Origin of the sequence: Flavobacterium hydrophilum (assembly GCF_003202405.1) — a bacterium.
GTDB classification, from domain to species: domain Bacteria; phylum Bacteroidota; class Bacteroidia; order Flavobacteriales; family Flavobacteriaceae; genus Flavobacterium; species Flavobacterium hydrophilum.
Map to the genome: position 1 here is coordinate 2,110,689 of NZ_QJHL01000001.1, position 19,110 is coordinate 2,129,798.

Consider the following 19,110-nt stretch of genomic DNA (forward strand, 5'->3'; position numbering starts at 1 on the left):
TTAACAAAAAGCAAGCAGGTTTATGGGGAAATTTAAAAAATAACTTACTAATTATTTTACATTCACCGTTACTTCAACCGGTTTTAACCACTGGCTTGTAAAAGTAACTTTAATAGGCTGTGTTTCTCCTTTTGCTTCGATGTATGCAGCAATGTGTCCGTGATAAACTCGCTGAACATTATCTGTATAATCTGTCATGTCGCTGTTGTTTCCGGCTTCAAGGCCTAATAAAACTCCCGGACCGGTTATGGTACAAGTCACTTCATTATCAGAAAGCATCACAGGCAATCCGTTTTGATCTTTTACCTGAACCATAATTTTGGCAACGCCTTTGTCTTTGCTAATCGTGATATCTTTTTCAGCAATTGTCAACTCTACTGGCTGTTGTGTTGATGTAACAGCATAACGACTCACTTCCTTATCATTTTTATCTAAACCAATCGCTTCTAATTTTCCTGAAGCAAAAGGAATATCCCAATACATAATTCCGGTTTTTTCGTCGTATAATTTGGTTTCTCCTACTACTTTTCCATTTAACTCCAAACGTGCTTTTGCAGCATTGGTATAACAAACCACACGGATTTTTTGACCTGCTTCGTAATTCCAGATTGCCCAGGCATCTTTCGAAATATCTTTTTCATTTTTCAACGGATATGTTCCTAAATACGCCATTGGTTTATCTGACCATAATGACTGACGGAAATACCCTCTTGGTTTGATAACACCTGCAAAATCAACCAATCCGGAGTAAAATCCTCTTGAAGGCCATCTTCCTGATTCACCTAAATAATCGATTCCTGTCCATAAAAACTGCCCGAAAATGTGTTTGTTGTTTTTTACGGCTAACCAAGGTTCCATATCGTGCACATTCTCACTTCCGAAAATCACTCTGTTTGGATATTTTTCGTGATCCGATTGGTATTTACTTTCGGTATAATTGTATCCGGTAATATCTAAAGCTCCCGGATATTCTGTTTCATTAGACATTGCAACTCCTGCTAATCCAGCAGTTGTAGGACGAGATTTATCGTATTTTTTAACGGCAGCTACCAGACGTTTTGCAATCGCTCCCAAGCGCATGGCATCCGGAGCATCTTTTTTGTAACCTCCGTAATTTGCTTGTCCAAAACCATCTTTTCCTTTATCCAAAACCGGATGCGAATACGGATCGTTTGGATAATCAACTTCGTTACCAATACTCCAGCCGAATACAGAAAGGTGATTTCTGTCACGGCGTACGAAATCTTCTAAGTCTTTTTCTGCCCAGTCCGCGAAAATATCAAATGTACCTTCGAATCCCGGAGTTCCATAATTCCAGCCTTCCAGCCATTTACGTTTTGGAAATTCCCATTCGTCATACGCTTCATTCAATACCAATAATCCTAATTCGTCGCAAAGCTCATAAAAATCAGGAGCTTGTGGATTATGGCTCGTACGAATTGCATTTACACCAATTTCCTTCAGCGTTTGCAATCTGGTTTTCCAAACTTCTCGAGGAACAGCTGAACCCAGCACTCCCGCATCATGATGCAGACAAACCCCTTTCATTTTCATCCATTTATCATTTAATGCAAAACCATTATTTGGATCGAAAGTAAATTTTCTAAAACCTGTTTTGGTAACCGTTTCATCGATTTGTTTTCCGTCTTTTAAGACGGTTGTTTTAAGCTGATATAAATTGGGATTCTCCAAATCCCATAATTGTGGATTTTTGATATTTAATTTAGTCGAAATTTTTCCGTTCTGATTTGCTGCCACATCAACTTTAGAAGAAGATTTAGCAACAGATTTTCCGTCTTTCGAAATCAATTCATTAATTACAGTAAGACTCGATTTTGCCTTAGAACCGTTTTCAACCTCAACCTCAACATTCAAAGTTCCGTTTCCTTTATTCATTTCCGGATAAGCGTACACCCCCCACTGTGCGATGTGAACCGGATTTGCATATACTACCCAGACATTTCTGTAAATCCCCGAACCGGTGTACCATCTTGAATCGGCACTCTGACTGTGGTCTACACGAACCGAAATGGTGTTTTCTCCTCCGTATTTTACAAACTGAGTAGCATCATAAGCAAAAGAAATATAACCGTTTGGACGTTTCCCTAAAGAATGACCGTTGATAAAAACTTCACTTCGGTTGTAAACCCCTTCAAAATACAAATACACTTTTTCACCCGATTTGCTTTGCGGAATATTGATTGACTTTCTGTACCAGGCAATTCCGCCCGGCAAATAACCGGTACAGCTTGCCAGTGTTGGACTCAGCTGCCCTTTTACACTCCAGTCGTGAGGTACATTTATCTTTTGCCATTTACTGTCGTCAAAAATGGTGTTTTTTGCATCCGGAGTTTCCTGTAAATTGAACTTCCAGTTGTCATTAATTTTTTTAGAATCTCCAAACGAAATCTGGCTGGTCGCTGACAGACACGAGAAGAGTAAAACAGGTAATAAGATCTTTTTTGTAAACATGTTCTTAATTGATTTTTATTTCAGGTTTCAAGTTTCAAGTTTTGGCTCAAACGTGAAACCTGAAACTTTAAACTTATTTTTTTTTAATATTGTAATTCTCCAACAAACGTTACTACTGATTTTGCCGGAATTTCCAGATTATCAGCTTTCTGAACCGTTCCTCTTTTTAAATCAGAAGTTTCAGAAGTTGTGTAAGGCGTAAATTCATTATTTTTCACAGTTCCTTTTGACAAATCGAACTTGTATTGCTGAGCTGATTTTCCGCAATTTACAGCTACTACAATCAGCTTTTTGTTCTGAACGTCTTTGTAAGCTGTCAGCATAACATCATTTGCCGCATCCAGTTCATTTTGGTTTGGAACATCAATTCTATACATTCCCGGTCGTACAAAAAGTGAATAATTCCCTAAAGCCCAAAGCAGTTTTGAATCACGGAACTCTCCATCGTTTCGAACATAATCCGGTTCAGTTGATCCATTACTTTTTCCATCATCCAGATAAATCAGACCGTCTTTGTAATCAGCACGTGTGATAGACGTCCACCATTGCCATGAAGCTGCATTTGCAACCGCAATATCATTATGAATTAATCTCGCTACGAACAAAGCCGTCTGCATTCCCAAATCTCTTCCTCCACCTGAACCGCCCGGAATTTCAGCTTCTCCCGGATTTTCCAAAATACAGTACTCAGACTGCCAATATTTTAATCCCGGTTTCTGTTTTACTTCTGCAGCAATTAATTTTCTGCTTAAAACCTGTTTCTCAACAGGCCAGGTTGTAAAATAACTGTGGCCTAAAATAACATTTTTAACATTTGAAAGTTTAGAAATGTTTGTTTTTGTTTTTCCGAAGAAATAATCGATTTGGTTGTCCCGGTTTTCGCCATTGACGTTTTCATACAAATAATTGATTTGTGCGGCTTCGGCAACTACAATTTCTGTACTCATTTTTTTAGCTTTGAGCTTCTCAGAAAGTGTTTTGGTGACCTCATAAATTTCCTGATTCGTTGCCGGAGTTCCTTCCTGACTGTTTTTGTCGCCATTATTAGCCATCCATTCCCATTGCGGTTCGTTTAATGGACTCACATAATCGAATTTAATTCCTTCTTTTTTCTCCAGTCCCTGAATACTTTGAACTAAAAAATCGGCAAATTTTGGAATTGCACCATCTTTTAGATTCAGTTTATTCTTTTGTGAAGAAAAAGATAATCCGTTATTCGTCATGTGAACCGGCGGACTGTTGGTGAAAATCAGAAATTTCTCGACACCTCTTTTTTTGGCTGCCTGCAAAAACCATCTCTGCCCTTCCTGTTTCGAAAAATCATAGGTTCCATCAGCATTCAAAAAACATTCGCTTCTTCTCCATTCGTCAGAAACCTTACTGTTTTCGCCTTGTTCTGTACTTCCTGCTCCGAGATTAAAGCGCCAGATTGAAAGTCCGATTCCTTTTGGATTTCCCTGTCCATCAATTTCTTTGCTAAATAAAAGATCTGCAATGGCATTTTTTTTCTGGTCAGACCAGTTTTTACCCACAAATTGTGTTCTCCATGCATCCGATCCTCCAAAACCGTCCATCGTCTGGACTACATTATCTGTGCTAATGGTTATGGTTCGCTGCCCATGCGACAGCGAACTCATTACCAATAAAAGCGAGATATAAACTTTTCTCATTTATTCTTTGTTTTCTAATTGACGTAATTTTTGTTATCGTCTGGTTTGTCATTCCGAGGAACGAGGAATCTTCGCAAGTAACTCCGTATTACAAGTCCAATCTTTGTGGAGCTACTTGCGAAGATCCCTCCTCCGTCGGGATGACAAGATTCTGTTGAAAACCTTAACAACTTAGCATCTCAGAACCTTAGAATCTCTTTACTTATAAGTCCCTACATAAGTCACAACGGATCTTGCAGAAATTTCTAAATTCGTAGCATCAACAGCTGTTCCTTTTTTCAAACTTAATGTTTCAGAAGTTGTGTAAGGTGTCAATTTATTATCAACCAAAGCACCTCCTGTAAGGTTAAATTTGTATGTTTTTGCCGCTTTGCTAATGTTAACTGCAACAATTACCAGTTTTTTAGATGCAACATCTTTGTAAGCGGTTACCATAACATCGTTTACGGCTTTTGCACTATCAACACTCGGAACCTGAACTCTTACCATTCCTGGTTTTACGAAGAAAGAAAAGTTTCCTAAAGCCCAAAGTGTTTTGGAATCCCTGATAAATCCGTCATTCTTGCAATAGTTTGCATCTCCTGCACCATTACTTGAACCGTTGTCTACGTGAATTAGTCCGTCTTTGTAATCACCACGGCTAATCGCTGTCCACCATTGCCATGAAGTCACACCTCCAACTGCGATATCGGTACTGATGATACGGGCTGTCCAAAGAGCCAAAGAAATTCCTAAATCTCTTCCAGGACCTGCACCACCCGGAAGTTCTGCTGTTCCAGGGCTTTCCAAAACGCAATATTCTGTAGACCAAAGACTCAACCCTCCAATAGATTGTGCTCTTGCAGCAGCCAATTCTCTTGAATTTACAAGTTCTCTTAAAGGCCAAGCCTGCCAGTAACTGTGTGCCGAAATAGTTTTCTTAACGTTGCTTAAACCTGCAATATTTTTAGATGAATTGGAAGCAAAGAAATAATCGATCTGGTTCGATCTGTTTTCTTTTCCAGAAATAGTTTTATACAAAGGTTCATACGATCCTCCTTCTCCTACTACAATCTGAGAATTCAATCCTTTTGATTGCAATTTTGGCGATAAAACATTCACAAAACTGTAAATATTGGCGTTTGTAGCCGGAGAACCTTCCTGACCGGAACCGTCCCATTCGTATTGCGGTTCGTTAAACGGACTCACATAATCGATTGTCAATCCATGTACTGATTTTAATTTATCTAAAGAGGTTACCCAGAAATCAGCCAGTTCCGGCATTTTTCCTTCTTTCAGGTTGTAATATTCCTTGATACTTGCGTGCGCTTTTCCGTTTTGCGTTAAATAAACCGGGGCACTGTTTGAAAACGCTAACAATTTATCTACTCCACGTTCTCTTGCTGCTTTCATGAACCAAACCTGACCCGCTTGTTTGGTCATATCATAATTAATTCCGTCTGTAGTAAAACATTCCGAACGTCTCCACTCGTCACCAATATCGCTGGCATCGCCCTGTTCCGCACTTCCTGCACCCAGATTAAAACGCCATAATGACAAACCGATACCTTTTGGATTTCCTTCAGCATCAAATTCTTTACTGAAAAGCAAATCGGCCATTTTATTTTTTTTATCCGAAGGCCAGTTTTTTCCAATAAAATTACACTGCCATGCATCTGAAGCACCAAAGCTTTCCATAGTCTGAAGATTGGCATCCAGATTCACTTTTAATTCTGCAACAGCAGAATCAGAATCAGAATTTTCGTTTTTATCAGAATCACAGCTTACTAAAAAAGAGCTGGCGAAAAGTAAGCCTGCACACAGCAGACTTACTTTATTATTTTTATATAATGTCATCTTAATAATTAGGGTTTTGAGTAATTACACCTCCACTTAAATCTCTTTCTATTTGTGGTATTGGCCAAAGCAAGTGTTTAGCAGGATCAAAATTGATTCCTTTATCCTGAGCTTCTCTTGTGTTTGTTGTTTCGTAAGGATCAGTTGAACTTAAGTTGTACTTAACAAAAGTTCCGTTTGGTCCCATCAACGTTTCAATGACACGTTTACCTGTAGTCGGATCTTTTTCACGACGGATATCGAATAAACGTAATCCTTCAAAAGCCAGTTCTAAACGACGCTCTTTATAAATTTGTTTTAAAAGTGTTGGGCCGGAAATTCCTGTTTTAGGATCTAAATCAACACGATCCCTGATGATATTGATATCTGCCAAAGCATCTCCGCTTGTGTGATAGCTTGCTTCTGCTCTTGTCAGGTACATTTCGGCCAGACGAATCAACGGAACATTCAATGGCAAGTGTCCGTCTTTTTTATCCAAAGCACGACGTGTAGCTATCGGAATATAATATTTACGACAGATGCGTCCTGATTTATTATCATTTAAACTGAATTTATGCGTTGGATTTAAAACCTCATCACCATAAGCAGCTTCTCCCCATTTCGTAATGGTACTTCTGCGACGGATAACATCATTTTCAGAAAGATAAGCATTTTCCAAATCGCTGGTTGGCATACACCATCCCCATCCGTCAATAACATCCTGGGCATCATTACTTGGGAAGTTTTTCTTGTCTTCACCTCTCGCTCCTGAAAAAGTTGCCAGCATAGATCCCAAATCCCTATTCTGAACTGATGAAGTTTGTGCTTCTAAAATAGACTCTTTACCGTTATGATTGTTTACATTCCAAATATTCAGAAAATCCTCTTCCAGTGAATAAGGTCCTTCTGTAATTACCTTGTTAGAATACAATTTTGCATCTGCCCATTTTTCCTGAAATAAAGATACTCGTGCCAATAGAGCATAAGCAGCCCATTTGTTGACTCTTCCGCTTCTGTTTACCGGAATGGTTTCCAATTTTGCAGCAGCATCTTTAAGATCGGTTTCAATTTGTGCATATACCTCTGCCACAGGACTGCGCTGTAGTTTTAAATCACCGGTTCCAAGCGATTTGGTATATAACGGAACATCTCCAAAAAGATTAACCAATTCGTAATAACAATACGCACGAACAAACAATGATTCTCCCATGTATTGATTTTTTTGGGAATCGCTGATAGGCGACAGCACCATTCTTTCTAAACCAATGTTTGCTGATTGAATGGTAAAATAATGAGCTGTGTAAATGCTATTCATAGCCCCCATATTATCCGGAGTAATTATATATTGTGCAGCAGGTCTGAAAGCACCATTGTCCTGACCGGTATTTCCCATCCAGGCATCGTCTGTTGAGGCTTCATTTACTAATCTTGGAGCCAATAAAGTGTACCAGTCGTTAGGAATCAGCAATCTTCTTGTCAATTCGTTTACATAGTTCTCACATTCCTGAGCTGTTTGAAAGTAGTTCTCTAAGGTTTGAGTTCCTCTTTCTTCTTTTTCAATAAAATCCTCACAGGAAACTGCAAACATTGAAAAAGCTAGTATCGATAAAATTATTTTTTTCATGTCTTTCTATTATTAAAATGCTACATTAAGCCCCATCAAAATTGTTGGCTGAACCGGATAGTTCCATCCTCCAAAACCTGATCCTTTAACTCTGTCATCTTTCTCAGGGTCTCCTCCTGCAACTTCAGGATCAACACCTGTATAATTTGTCCATGTCCATAGATTTTGACCTGATAATGATATTCTTAACTTATCTAATCCAAATTTATTCTGGAATGTAAATCCGAGCTGAATGTTCTTCATACGTACAAACGAACCGTCTTCTACTAAAAAAGAAGAAAATTTGGTAAAGTTTTCATTATTATCGTCTTTAGACAAACGAGGAACATAATTAGAAGTTCCTTCTCCGTGCCATGCCATTTGATCTAATCCGCTTACTTTGTTTGTTAAGCTTGTACCATTGTATAAATCTTTAATGTTTTCGTTTACGATATCATTTCCAATGCTTGAATAAAAATTAGCTACCAAATCAAATTGTTTGTAGGCGAAATTTAAATTCAAACCCACATTGTAATCAGCCCAAGGAGAACCAATTTTTGTTCTGTCTTTATCGTCTAATTTCCCGTCTCCGTTTATGTCTTTGAAACGAATATCACCTTCTTTTGCATACGGCTGTAATTTAGTTCCGTGTTCGTCTGTATGAGCATTCAGTTCTGTTTGGTTTTGAAACAAACCATCCGCTACATATCCGTAAAAGTATCCCGGTACATCCCCTTTAACGGTTAACGTTCTGTTTCCTGCTCCGTAAAGTCTTTCTCCTTCTGATGATAACGAAAGCATTTCAACATTTACTGTAGTAAAAGTTAGATCTGCACCATAAGAGAAATCTCCTTTTTTATCTTTATATGAAATTAATAAATCGATACCGCTGGATTTCATTGAACCTACATTGGTCCAGATTGTTGAATATCCCGGAAAACCACTGTATGTTGGGAACTGTTTTTTGAACAGCATATCTTCTGTTTTCTTTTGATAATATTCTAACGAACCTGAAAGTTTGTTTTTCCATAAGCCAAAATCAAGTCCAAAACTGATATCTTCAACAGTTTCCCATTTAATATCTTTATTTGCCATTGTTGAAGGAAAAGTTGTGTCGACAACATCATTTCCGATTGGATAAAAACCTTGTCCAATATTAGACTGATAAACTGAAGCCGGTAATCCCTGATTACCTACTTTACCCCAACCGGCTCTAAATCTAAGATCGCTTAACAGCTCTTTTGTAGATTCCATAAATCCTTCGTTTAAAATTCTCCATGAAACAGAGGCTGATGGGAAATTTGCCCATTTGTTGTTCGCCATAAACTTAGAGGAACCATCACGTCTGAAAGTACCTGTAAAATAATATTTCCCATCATAATTATAAGAAAAACGAGAAATATAGGACATCAAAGAATTGGACCAACTATTACCATCACTGTCAAAATTTTTGGTAGCTGCTTTTAACTCTCTCATAGAATCTGAGTTATTAGGCACACCTTCTCCATATCCCCAAAGATCTTTACCATTGTATTCTTCCATAGTACTACCAATCATCAGGGAAGCATTGTGTTTTTCTGCAAATGTTCGGGAGTAGGTTGCAGTAGTCTGCCATGTCCAATCTACATTGGTAGTATTCCATCTTTCAACCTTATTAATCTCCTCTTTTTCGTGTGCTGCATCGATTATGAAATCCGGTCTAAATCTGCTTCTCACCTTATCACCAACTTCTACAGATCCCTGTGTGCGGATTACCAAACCTTTGATTGGTGCGTATTGCAAATAACCATTTGTATTTAAGTTATACTGATCTGTATAATCATCATATCTTTTTACAGTAGCAATCGGATTCCAAACATACGAAGGAGAACGTGCATAAATGCTATATTCATTTTCTAATCCTGTTAATTGATCCGCCGGTTTGTAAATTGGCGTAATAGGATCAATTTTGTCAAAATCTGCCCAGTTTCCTGGCCCGCCCCAACTTTCGTAACGTGGATTTAAAGTAACTCCTGCTGAGAATTTATCTGAGAATTTAAAATCATTCGCAATTCTCATTGTGATTCTTTCCCAGCCTCCAACTTCGTAAATAGATTCTGCATCATAATAATTCAGACTAATAGCATAAGTATGTTTATCAGAACCTCCGCTAACTCCTAAAGAAGCATTGGTTACAGGAGATGCTTTTTTAATTCCGGCACCCCACCAATCGGTAGTTTTTCCTCTGTATTGAGATGGATTTGGCAAATAATCCGAGTAACCCGAATTATTATAAGCCGTATTCATAATCGTGGCATAACTTTCGGCATTAGCCATATTGTAAGGATTATCCATCATTTGGTACCCTGTACTTAAATCAAAATTGAATCTCGTTTTTCCAACTTTACCTTTTTTAGTAGTAATAAGGATAACTCCATTTGACGCACGTGAACCGTAAATAGCACTCGCAGAAGCATCTTTTAAAACTTCCATCGATTCAATTTCGTTGTTGCTCAAAAAGTTAATACTGGTTCCCATCGGGATACCGTCAACAACATAAAGCGGATCTGTATTCAGGTTTATCGTAGAAATACCACGGATCAAAACCCTTGGCTGTGCACCCGGACCACCCTGACCCGTAACCTGAACCCCGGAAACTTTTCCCTGCAAAGACTCAGTAACGTTACCAACGGTCATGGTTTGAAGTTCTTTTCCTTTTACTGAAGAAATAGAACTGGTTACATCACTCTTTTTAACAGAAGCATAACCAACCACTACAATCTCATCCAAAACCTGACTGGATTCCTCCATGATTACATCGATTGTTGTTTTATCTCCAACCGCAACTAATTTAGTTGTGAAACCAATGAAAGAAAATTCAATCTGAGCATTTGCATTCGGTACAGAAATCGAAAACTTTCCGTCAAAATCAGATGCTGTTGAGTTAGAAGTTCCTTTAACAATTATGTTAACTCCCGGAATCGGCACATTGGCTTTATCCTTTACAGTCCCTTTGATTGTTATTTGCGCAAACGATGCTGTACTGCATAATAAGGCAATAAAAAACCATATATATTTAAATTTCATATTTAGCTATTTTATTTATTAATGTTATACAAAGACTATAACAAACTATTTTTTTGTTATAAAAGCTCTTTCTAACTCGGTATCAACTATTACTTTATAAACTCCCGGTGCAGCCGGATATTTAGCATTCCCATTTTCACCAGGTGACATTGTTGCAATACCGTTTTTGATCAGTCTCCATGATGGACTCCACCATTGACCTGTAAAAGTCGCTTCCATGGTTCCTGTCAAGGTATATTCTCCCACTAATTGATAAGGATTGTTTGGATTATTTGCCAAATGTAATCCTGTTTGAACCCATGCAGTCCAGGTATCCCAATCAGCTCCCTGAATTCCTCCTCCGCATACGCTCACAAAAGGTTTTCTTAATGCTGCGTCATCATGCCATAATCCGTTGGCAACATCTGCCCAGACTTTGCTTGATGGTGTATATTTTGCAGCGGTGTATTTTAATGTATTTGGATTTACTTTTATAACATAATACCCTTTTGTAGGTAAAATAATTGGTGTTGAAGCAACGTCATCTGCTAATTCTCCAGAAGCATTTAATCCAAAACAGTGTGGGGCAAAGTCAGATTCCTGTCCTAAGAAATAAATTTCTTTATTGTCTTTATCTGCATAATATTTGAATTCAAAATCCTGTCCGCTTTTTTCGTGAAAATACATCGGTACACCAACAGCGTCGGTGGTAAGATTAGTTCCTTTTGGCTGATCACATAAATAAAGGGCCGGATACTCATTTGTAGCCACAACATTTATTTTTAACGATCCGGTATTTGGAATAGCAAATTTATCTTTCGCTGTAATAGTTAAAACATAATCAGCAGCAGTTACCGGCAAAGTATAGGTTTTGTTGAAAGTATATGTTTGCGGGGCACCTGTTAACTCAACTTTATCATCGATACCAAGAGCAGCACACTGAACCTGAACATAATCAATTCCCGAGTCATCATTAACCACAAAGTTAACAGGCATCAAATTACTGGTAGACAATAAAATAACAGCTCCTTCTTTTGGGGTAATCATACTTATTGCAGGAGCAGCAAATTCTCCATCGAGACGCAGGTTGATTTCTTTATCAATGGAATTACCGGAAACGTCTGTTATAGTTAGTTTTATTTTAAAAGATTCTGAGGTTCCTCTATCCGCAGGCACTTCGAAAAAATAACTTAAGTCATACGTTTCAAGCAAAGGATCTGTTGCAAACGTTATTACTTTATCAAGTGATAATTCAGGAATTTGGATCTCTACACTTTTTAATCCTAAATCATCTGCCAAAGCGGCTTTGATTTCAAATTTACGTGTTGGTGCACCATAGATTTCCGCTGTCGCAACCACAATAGTTGGGTCGTCTGAGCTAGGAAAATCAGCTTCATTATTTTGACATCCTGTAAACAGAAGGGCAAAAAAAGCGAGAAAAAATAAAAATACATTTTTTTTCATTTCTTTAATTTTAAGGTTAGGTTAGTTGTTTTTTTTATTCTTAAAGGTATTTGTTTATTGATGCAGGTTATTTTCGTCTCTGTTTTGGGGCAACAGAAATGTAACTTACTAATGGATTATTCTCATATTATTTGGTTTGGTTATTGGTTAATAGTTAGCTATTCTTTTTATTTTATAAGACCCTGTACAGGTATCAACTTTTGTTTTAAAACCCGCAGTTTTTTTTTCTGCGGGTAGATAAGTACATTAGGATAAAAACCACTCTTACCATCGTATTTAAAGAAGGCTCAATTCTTTAAACAGACAAAACTTATCTTAAAAACTAACACTTATAACATACACAGTAACACAACTTAAAATGCTACTATACCTGCAAAGGAATAGGTAATTCAGACTTTTGATAAGGGGTAAAATGGAAAAAAAAGGAGGTCAAATTCGCAATAACAGCTTATTTAGACGTAAAAATTATAAAGTACAAAAAAATAGAATCTTTTTTTTACACATAACACAATTACAAGTACTTTTTACTGAGTTACTCACGCAATTCAATTTAATAATGATGAATTAATGCTTTTTAGCAATTTGATCAATCTGAAAACAAATCAAACTCAAAAACAAGTGTTTGAAATAGTCTGATTTGTCTTTTACTTTTTTATTAATAGATGCTTGTCGCTCCTTCTTTACTCTTTTCTTTTTGGCTTGCAAGAATAGCTTTCAAAATTTCAGGATTCTTTATTGCTTCAGGATTAAAGGAGTCGTTGTTCATATACTTTAATATAGAAACCAGCATTTGTTTTGCGACTGGACGTTTTTCTAAATCTGTTGCTAAATCAAAAGATGCAATGATTAGTTTTCCGGATTTTATACTTCCTTCAAAAAGGGAGGCTAATCGGCGGTTGTTTGCAAAATTGTCAACCATTTCTACAATCGGATTTCCGCCTTCTATTCCATCCATGATAAGCGTTGTGGAGTTTACATTTAAATCCCACCATTGCCAGTTCGTATGCATATCTGTCGGGAAATCAGCTAAAGCTTTATGCGATGGATTACAAAGCACTCCCATCGTTCCAGCCTGTTTAGGAAAATGAACCGGGCTCCAGAATACAGGTACAAATTTACCTTCGATACCCCTGATCTTTTTCCATTCTGGATTTAATAATACTTTTTTGCCAACATTAAGCAATCTATATGCTTCATCCAGGTTTCTTGTATAAACAACCTGCCCATAATCAATGGTTTGTTTTTGCGGATACACCCAGATATGCCATTGGTTTTTATAATTCGTTCCTTTCAGATTTACTTTTACTGTCAATTGAGTTGCCTTTGTGATTTTCTGAAGGCTTTCATTTATATCGAAAATTTTATGATTGTATCCAATTGATACTGCTGTCTTCGTACTTCCCGAAGTTATTACCGTTTTTCCGTCGTTAATACTCCATACAATTTCCTGATCTTTTAAAGCTGCATCCGAAAAATTACTGATATCCAAAGAAGCCGTGAAAGATTCATCGTTTGTATAAGTCGCTTTAGGAAAACGCAGAAGCGGTACAACCGGAGCTGAAAACTGCCTAAATTCTTCAGCCGTAATCAACCCTTTACTATCCCAGAAAGCATCCAAAAGTCCAACTAAAGCCGTTCCCTGTCCCGGAAAATCATGTAAATCCAATAATTGAAAACCACTAATTCCAGCTGTTTTTAACGCTCTTTCAATTTCTTCTTTATAAAGGATTACAGCCAGTTTACCTGAAGCTTTTGTATAATCAGCTGCTTTGTTTATTAATCCTTTGTGTTCCAGATCTTCTTTAACCGATTTAAAATTGATAGGTTCTAAAACTCCTGTATATTTCGAAATTTCATCAATTTTTGGATAAACGGCATACTGGCCAATTTCGTGCGTCACCAAAGGAACCGTCATTCCTTCAACCGAAGCAACATAATCTTTGTTGAAAGTTGGAGATTCACTGTTAAATACCCCTTGTCCGCGAACCCAGCCTTTCTTTGTCCATTGTGTGATAAAGAAATCATCTTCAGGTTCCGGCCAGTCACCATGCCCTTTTTCGAAAGTGAACGAAGTTGTCGTATAGAGATGTCTGTCATCTTTGGCTCTTAAGCTGTTCATCAATTTTGTCAAAATAGTCATATCACCCTGCAGTTCATTCCCCATCGACCACATACAGAAAGACGGATGATTTCCATATTCATCAATCATGCGTTGTGCTTCGGCATATAAAAAATCAGTTGTTTTTTGATCCTGACCAATTTTTAAAACCCAAACCGGCAATTCAACCTGAACGTAAAAGCCCATTTCGTCAGCGACTTCAAACGCTGCCTGAGGCGGACACCAGGAGTGAAAACGAAGGTGATTTAATCCCCATTCTCTTGCTGTTCCGAAAACTTTTCTCCACCCTTCTTTATCCATTGGCGGATGCCCGGTAAGCGGAAAGATATTGCACTCTAAAGTTCCTCTTAAAAATACGGGCTGGTCATTAATCGTGAGTACAGAACCTTTTTTGGAAAAACTCCGCATTCCAAAATCAACGGAAGCATTCGAATTGTTTTTCCCGGTTTTTAATTCGGCTTTCAATTCATATAACTCAGGAGAAAATTCACTCCACAGCTTTATATCTTTGCCCAGATTATAATCTGCCTCAACAATTGATTCTCCAAATTTTATCTGAATTTCCTTTTGAAGCGTTTCTGCCGAAATCTTAGTCTTTTTATTTACTGCCGTTATACTTAAAATTCCTTTTGAGTTTTTTGTACTGTTTTTAAGAACCACTTTTACTTTTGCAATTCCAGTATTTATCTCCGGTTTTACCTGAAGATTCACAATTCGGACAGCATCAAACGCTTCGATTTCCATTTTGCCAATAATACCGTTCCACATAATCTGAGTTTGATTGGTATAAGCATGCGCCATATTATCAACACTGATATCAAACAGTTTGCGGTTGTCTACACGAATCGTTATACGATGTGTTTTGCCGGCAGTAAGATATTTTGTAAGGTCAAAATAATGCGGAGCAATCAGGCTGCTTTGTTCGCCAAGAACTTCTTTACCGTCAATCCATACATTGGTTTTCCAGATTACGCGTTCCAGTTTTAGTATAAATTCTTTCTTCTTCCAGTTTTTTGGCACTGAGATTCCACGCGTGTACCAGGCTGCTCCCAAATAACTGCTTTTACGGGTTAAATGACTCATCTGGAGTTTTTCTAAACCCGGTTTTAGCTTGTTCGGAATTCCAAGGCCGGCATCATCTGTAGTTCCGGGCAATTTTATCAGCTGTTTAAAACTCATATTCTGCCAGCCATTTTTTTGTCCAACATCGGTGCTGTCGAGCTGTACTGTCCATTCTCCGGCAATATCCATAACTGTTTTTTCTCTCGAATCCCATGAAGACAGAAAAAGCAGAAGCAGAACAGACGTTATGATATGTTTGATTTTCATCTCTTAAATTTTACTAATTAAATAATTTGTCGATTTTAACACACTTCGACTCCTCTCAGTGCAGGCTGGAATCATAGATTTGGAAACTTAAAAAAGGCGTTTCACTCATTCAAAAACATATAGCTATGTGTTGAGAAATGAGTTTCTCTTTATATTTTTTTCGAAAGATAGAAATCTATGTTTCTATGTGTTAATTATTAAACAATGTTAAAACTCATCTTATTTACGAAAGGTCTGTTTGTTGATATCTAATTGTTTTACTTTCTGATAATATTTTTCAGATTCGGTTTCATTACCTAATCCGCTGTGACCTAATGCCATCACATAATAACAATGCACCTGATTTCTAACATTCAGATCATCATCCCAAATTGCTAAATCCGGAAGCGAAACTGCGAAATAATCGATTCTTGATTTTTCGAATAAATATTTCTCTCCATGAGCCAGCAGTTTGTTGAAACGGCTTCGGGCTTTATCTTCATCACCTAATTCTCGCCATGCTAATCCCTGATAAAAAATCTTGTCCGGCTGCTGATCGTTATAGAAAAATGCCTGAACAGGCTCTGAGGATCCAAGTGTTGCCTCAACAAAATTTGCTGTTGCATTTTCTAAATCTCCAAGACCTTTATACGCTAATCCTTTATAATAAAAAACTTCATTTTCCTCTGCATTTTTCAGTTTGCCTTCACCTAAATCGTGCGGATAAACTTCGGTTTCTTTCAGCAATTTTACTGCTTCTTCAAATCTTTTTTCTGCTATTGCAATTTTTGCCAATTCCACTCTGCATAAAGTATACTGACCTGTTACTTTTCCTTCACCACCTTCCCAGGGATGGAATTTTCGCTGTGTAATCAATTCTTTTGCAACAGCATATTTTCCTGTCTGATTGTAAAGTGTGATTCTTTCTATACACAAATCATCTCTTTCTTCAACAAGATTTGGATACTGATTTAAAACTTCTAATCTGTATTCAGGTGATTTTCCAATTTTCTTGTACAGCTGATCCAATTCCATAAAAATCCTTGAATCGGTTGGATCCAATGCAAATGCTTTTTCCAGCATTTCCTTGGCTTTAGTTTTCTCATTGGTCTTGTTGAAATAAGCCAGTGCCAGGTTTCGCAATAAAGTCGGAAAGGTATCGTCTATACTGTATGACAACTCCCAACATTTTACAGCTTCATCATATTGACGGAAAGCATACCAGAAATTCCCTAAATAATACGACGCTTTTGCATCCTTCGGATTTAAACGAATAGCATCCTGCAGAATATTAACTTCTTCAATACGGTTAGGAAAACACTTTTCTGGTGACTCTAAAGCAGCTTTTTTGTACCATTCTAAAGCTTCGTCTTTATCTTCAGCCATAGAAGCAAAATAACCCAAAGCATAATACACCATTGGATAAACTTCTTCAGTATCCTTAATCGATTCCTTTAATAATTGAGAAGCTTCCGTATATAATCCTGCTCCTGCAAAATCCAATGCATATTCGATATAACCATGTGACCATTGACGCATGATAGTATTCATTTCGTCCAATACAGTCTGGTCTTTTGTCAGCAGATATTTCTCAAAACGACAGCCCATATTGAAACGGTCAATTTTGAGTGATTCTTCGATCCATGCCAAAGCTTCCTGATTTCTGTTTAACTTTATTAAAATAGACGCTTTCAATTGACGTGCCTTGTGATTGTGCCAGTTGCGGATCAATGATGATTCGACTCTTTCCAACGCTTCTGACCATTCTCCTTTTATACTGTCAATTTGTGCTAAAGCGTAAAAACCGGCGTCCTGCCACGCTGCATTCCAGGTCGATTTGAAAAGGGAATTATAAGCTTCATCATTTTTTCCCTGCAGTTTTAAGCAAAAACCTAAATTATAAAGCGGTTCCCCGTCAATCGGATTTGGATTGCGCTCTGTTAAAACTTCAACCGCAGTTCTGAAATAGGTTTCGGCTTTTTCAAACTGACCTCTTCGCAGCATCAAAAGGCCGACAGCATTATTACATCTCACATCTCTTGAATCTCTGCTTAAAGCTTCAAAATAATAATCAAGCGGATTGTAAGTAGCATGTCTGTATTGTTCCAAATGCAGTCCTGTCAAATACAATTGTTCCATTGAAGCGATATCTTTTGGATCAAGAGCCGCTTTTGCAGGATCCGGAACAGGTTTTATTTCTGCTTTTTCTTCCTGATACTGAACTAGAATTTTACCATTCGAAGTATAAACTGTAAAAATTAAATCCTCTGAAGCTGTTTCACCAATTGAAACTCGTTTTTTATACGGATTTACAGGCGAAATCGTAATTTCATCCTGAAATAATACCCCGTTTTGCTTGTTTTTTAATTCAATTTTTAAATTCTCATACAAACCTGTGGTATATAAAATCAAATCTGCTTCTTTTCCTTCAACTTCGATGTTTATGATGGCATCTTTTGTTGCATTTTTTACATAACCCACTTCGGCATACGACATAAAATACTGTACCCAAGACTTTTCTTCATAAGCCTGAAGCCATGAAAAATCGGGTTGATTGTCTGTAAAAACACCCGTCATCAATTCGATATACGGACCGTCTTTGTCAGTTAGATTTCTGTCCCAGGCCAAACCGAAATCTCCGTTCCCCCATGTCCATTGTTTTTTCCCCGGAGATACATGATGGTTCGCAACATGCAGTAATCCAGCCTGTACATCATCTTCATAGCCACCCACAAAATTATATTTCGATTGCACCGCCATATAAGAAGTGGGAACGGGAATATTTTTATATTTTGAAATATCAACTCCGGCAGAATAGTCCTGTTTGTAATATTCGCCTGTTGCAATCGGAAATTTAGAAACATCTCTTTTTCCGTGGTCAAATACGGCATTCACATCCGGAGGAAAAACCGATTTATAACCGTCATTCACCACCACAGCAGGATTTGCCCACCAAAGGAACGTTTGCGGAAAAGCGGTACGGTTGTAGATTTTTACTTTAATTTCGATGTAAGCTTTATCAGGATGCAGCGTGAATCCCTGCATTCCTTTGGTTCTGAACATTCTTTCTACTTCATTGCACCAGATTGTTTTGCTTCCGTCTTCATTTTCTTCAATATCGAAATCCGTAGGCAAAAAAGTACTCGGACGGTGGTGCTGCGGCCAGTTGAACTCAATTCCACCGGAAATCCACGGTCCTGTAAGTCCTACAAGGGCTGGTTTTATAACCTGATTATAATATACGAAATGACGCTGTTTAACTTTGTCATATGCCATGTGAACGCGTCCTCCCAATTCAGGAAGAATCATGATTTTGATGTATTTATTTTCTAAAAATACAGCATGATATGATTTATCGAATTTTTCATCAGATAATTTTTCGACAACAGGATAAGGATAAACAGCTCCTGAACTTCCCTGATATACTCGTTTTTCAAGAAAAATCGGGTTCTTTTCCTCTTCTCCAATTTGGTAGGTAGGTAGTAAAATATCTTCTTCCCAAACGCGAACTACTCCATCTTCATTAACGGTTGACTGAATTAAATAAGCTGTTATTTTTTCGTCCTGACCTGATTGTTTGGTATGCAAGTTATCTGCAATTGTATTTTCCATTT

8 protein-coding genes are annotated in these 19,110 nt (G+C 37.6%); all 8 read right to left on the reverse strand.

The genetic code is table 11. From position 1 onward, the window contains the following. Positions 1-51 precede the first annotated feature (51 nt). Positions 52-2,472, reverse strand: coding sequence for a sugar-binding domain-containing protein (locus tag DMB68_RS08170; protein ID WP_110346111.1), 2,421 nt, complete (start codon positions 2,470-2,472; stop codon positions 52-54). A gap of 83 nt (positions 2,473-2,555) precedes the next feature. Beyond that, positions 2,556-4,142, reverse strand: a complete 1,587-nt coding sequence (locus DMB68_RS08175; protein ID WP_110346112.1) for a glycoside hydrolase — start codon at positions 4,140-4,142, stop codon at positions 2,556-2,558. Between the two features lie 198 nt (positions 4,143-4,340). Beyond that, positions 4,341-5,978 (reverse strand): glycoside hydrolase, encoded by a 1,638-nt coding sequence (locus tag DMB68_RS08180; RefSeq protein WP_110346113.1) that lies wholly within the window; start codon positions 5,976-5,978, stop codon positions 4,341-4,343. A gap of 1 nt (position 5,979) precedes the next feature. Continuing rightward, positions 5,980-7,581 (reverse strand): RagB/SusD family nutrient uptake outer membrane protein, encoded by a 1,602-nt coding sequence (locus tag DMB68_RS08185; RefSeq protein ID WP_110346114.1) that lies wholly within the window; start codon positions 7,579-7,581, stop codon positions 5,980-5,982. 12 nt (positions 7,582-7,593) lie between these two features. Then, positions 7,594-10,626: a SusC/RagA family TonB-linked outer membrane protein gene (locus DMB68_RS08190; protein ID WP_110346115.1), complete on the reverse strand. Its 3,033-nt coding sequence runs from the start codon at positions 10,624-10,626 to the stop codon at positions 7,594-7,596. A gap of 45 nt (positions 10,627-10,671) precedes the next feature. Beyond that, positions 10,672-12,069, reverse strand: coding sequence for a hypothetical protein (locus DMB68_RS08195; protein WP_110346116.1), 1,398 nt, complete (start codon positions 12,067-12,069; stop codon positions 10,672-10,674). Positions 12,070-12,724: 655 nt separating this feature from the next. Beyond that, positions 12,725-15,517 (reverse strand): sugar-binding domain-containing protein, encoded by a 2,793-nt coding sequence (locus DMB68_RS08200; RefSeq protein WP_231131611.1) that lies wholly within the window; start codon positions 15,515-15,517, stop codon positions 12,725-12,727. Positions 15,518-15,736: 219 nt separating this feature from the next. Next, entirely contained in the window at positions 15,737-19,108 is a 3,372-nt protein-coding gene (locus tag DMB68_RS08205; protein ID WP_110346117.1) for a DUF5107 domain-containing protein, read from the reverse strand. Between the last annotated feature and the right edge of the window lie 2 nt (positions 19,109-19,110).

Excerpts from the sequence above, each read along its gene's own strand:
- DMB68_RS08170 (WP_110346111.1), bottom strand. The coding sequence starts at position 2,472 with ATGTTTACAAAAAAGATCTTATTACCTGTTTTACTCTTCTCGTGTCTG.
- DMB68_RS08175 (WP_110346112.1), bottom strand. The coding sequence starts at position 4,142 with ATGAGAAAAGTTTATATCTCGCTTTTATTGGTAATGAGTTCGCTGTCG.
- DMB68_RS08180 (WP_110346113.1), bottom strand. The coding sequence starts at position 5,978 with ATGACATTATATAAAAATAATAAAGTAAGTCTGCTGTGTGCAGGCTTA.
- DMB68_RS08185 (WP_110346114.1), bottom strand. The coding sequence starts at position 7,581 with ATGAAAAAAATAATTTTATCGATACTAGCTTTTTCAATGTTTGCAGTT.
- DMB68_RS08190 (WP_110346115.1), bottom strand. The coding sequence starts at position 10,626 with ATGAAATTTAAATATATATGGTTTTTTATTGCCTTATTATGCAGTACA.
- DMB68_RS08195 (WP_110346116.1), bottom strand. The coding sequence starts at position 12,069 with ATGAAAAAAAATGTATTTTTATTTTTTCTCGCTTTTTTTGCCCTTCTG.
- DMB68_RS08200 (WP_231131611.1), bottom strand. The coding sequence starts at position 15,517 with ATGAAAATCAAACATATCATAACGTCTGTTCTGCTTCTGCTTTTTCTG.
- DMB68_RS08205 (WP_110346117.1), bottom strand. The coding sequence starts at position 19,108 with ATGGAAAATACAATTGCAGATAACTTGCATACCAAACAATCAGGTCAG.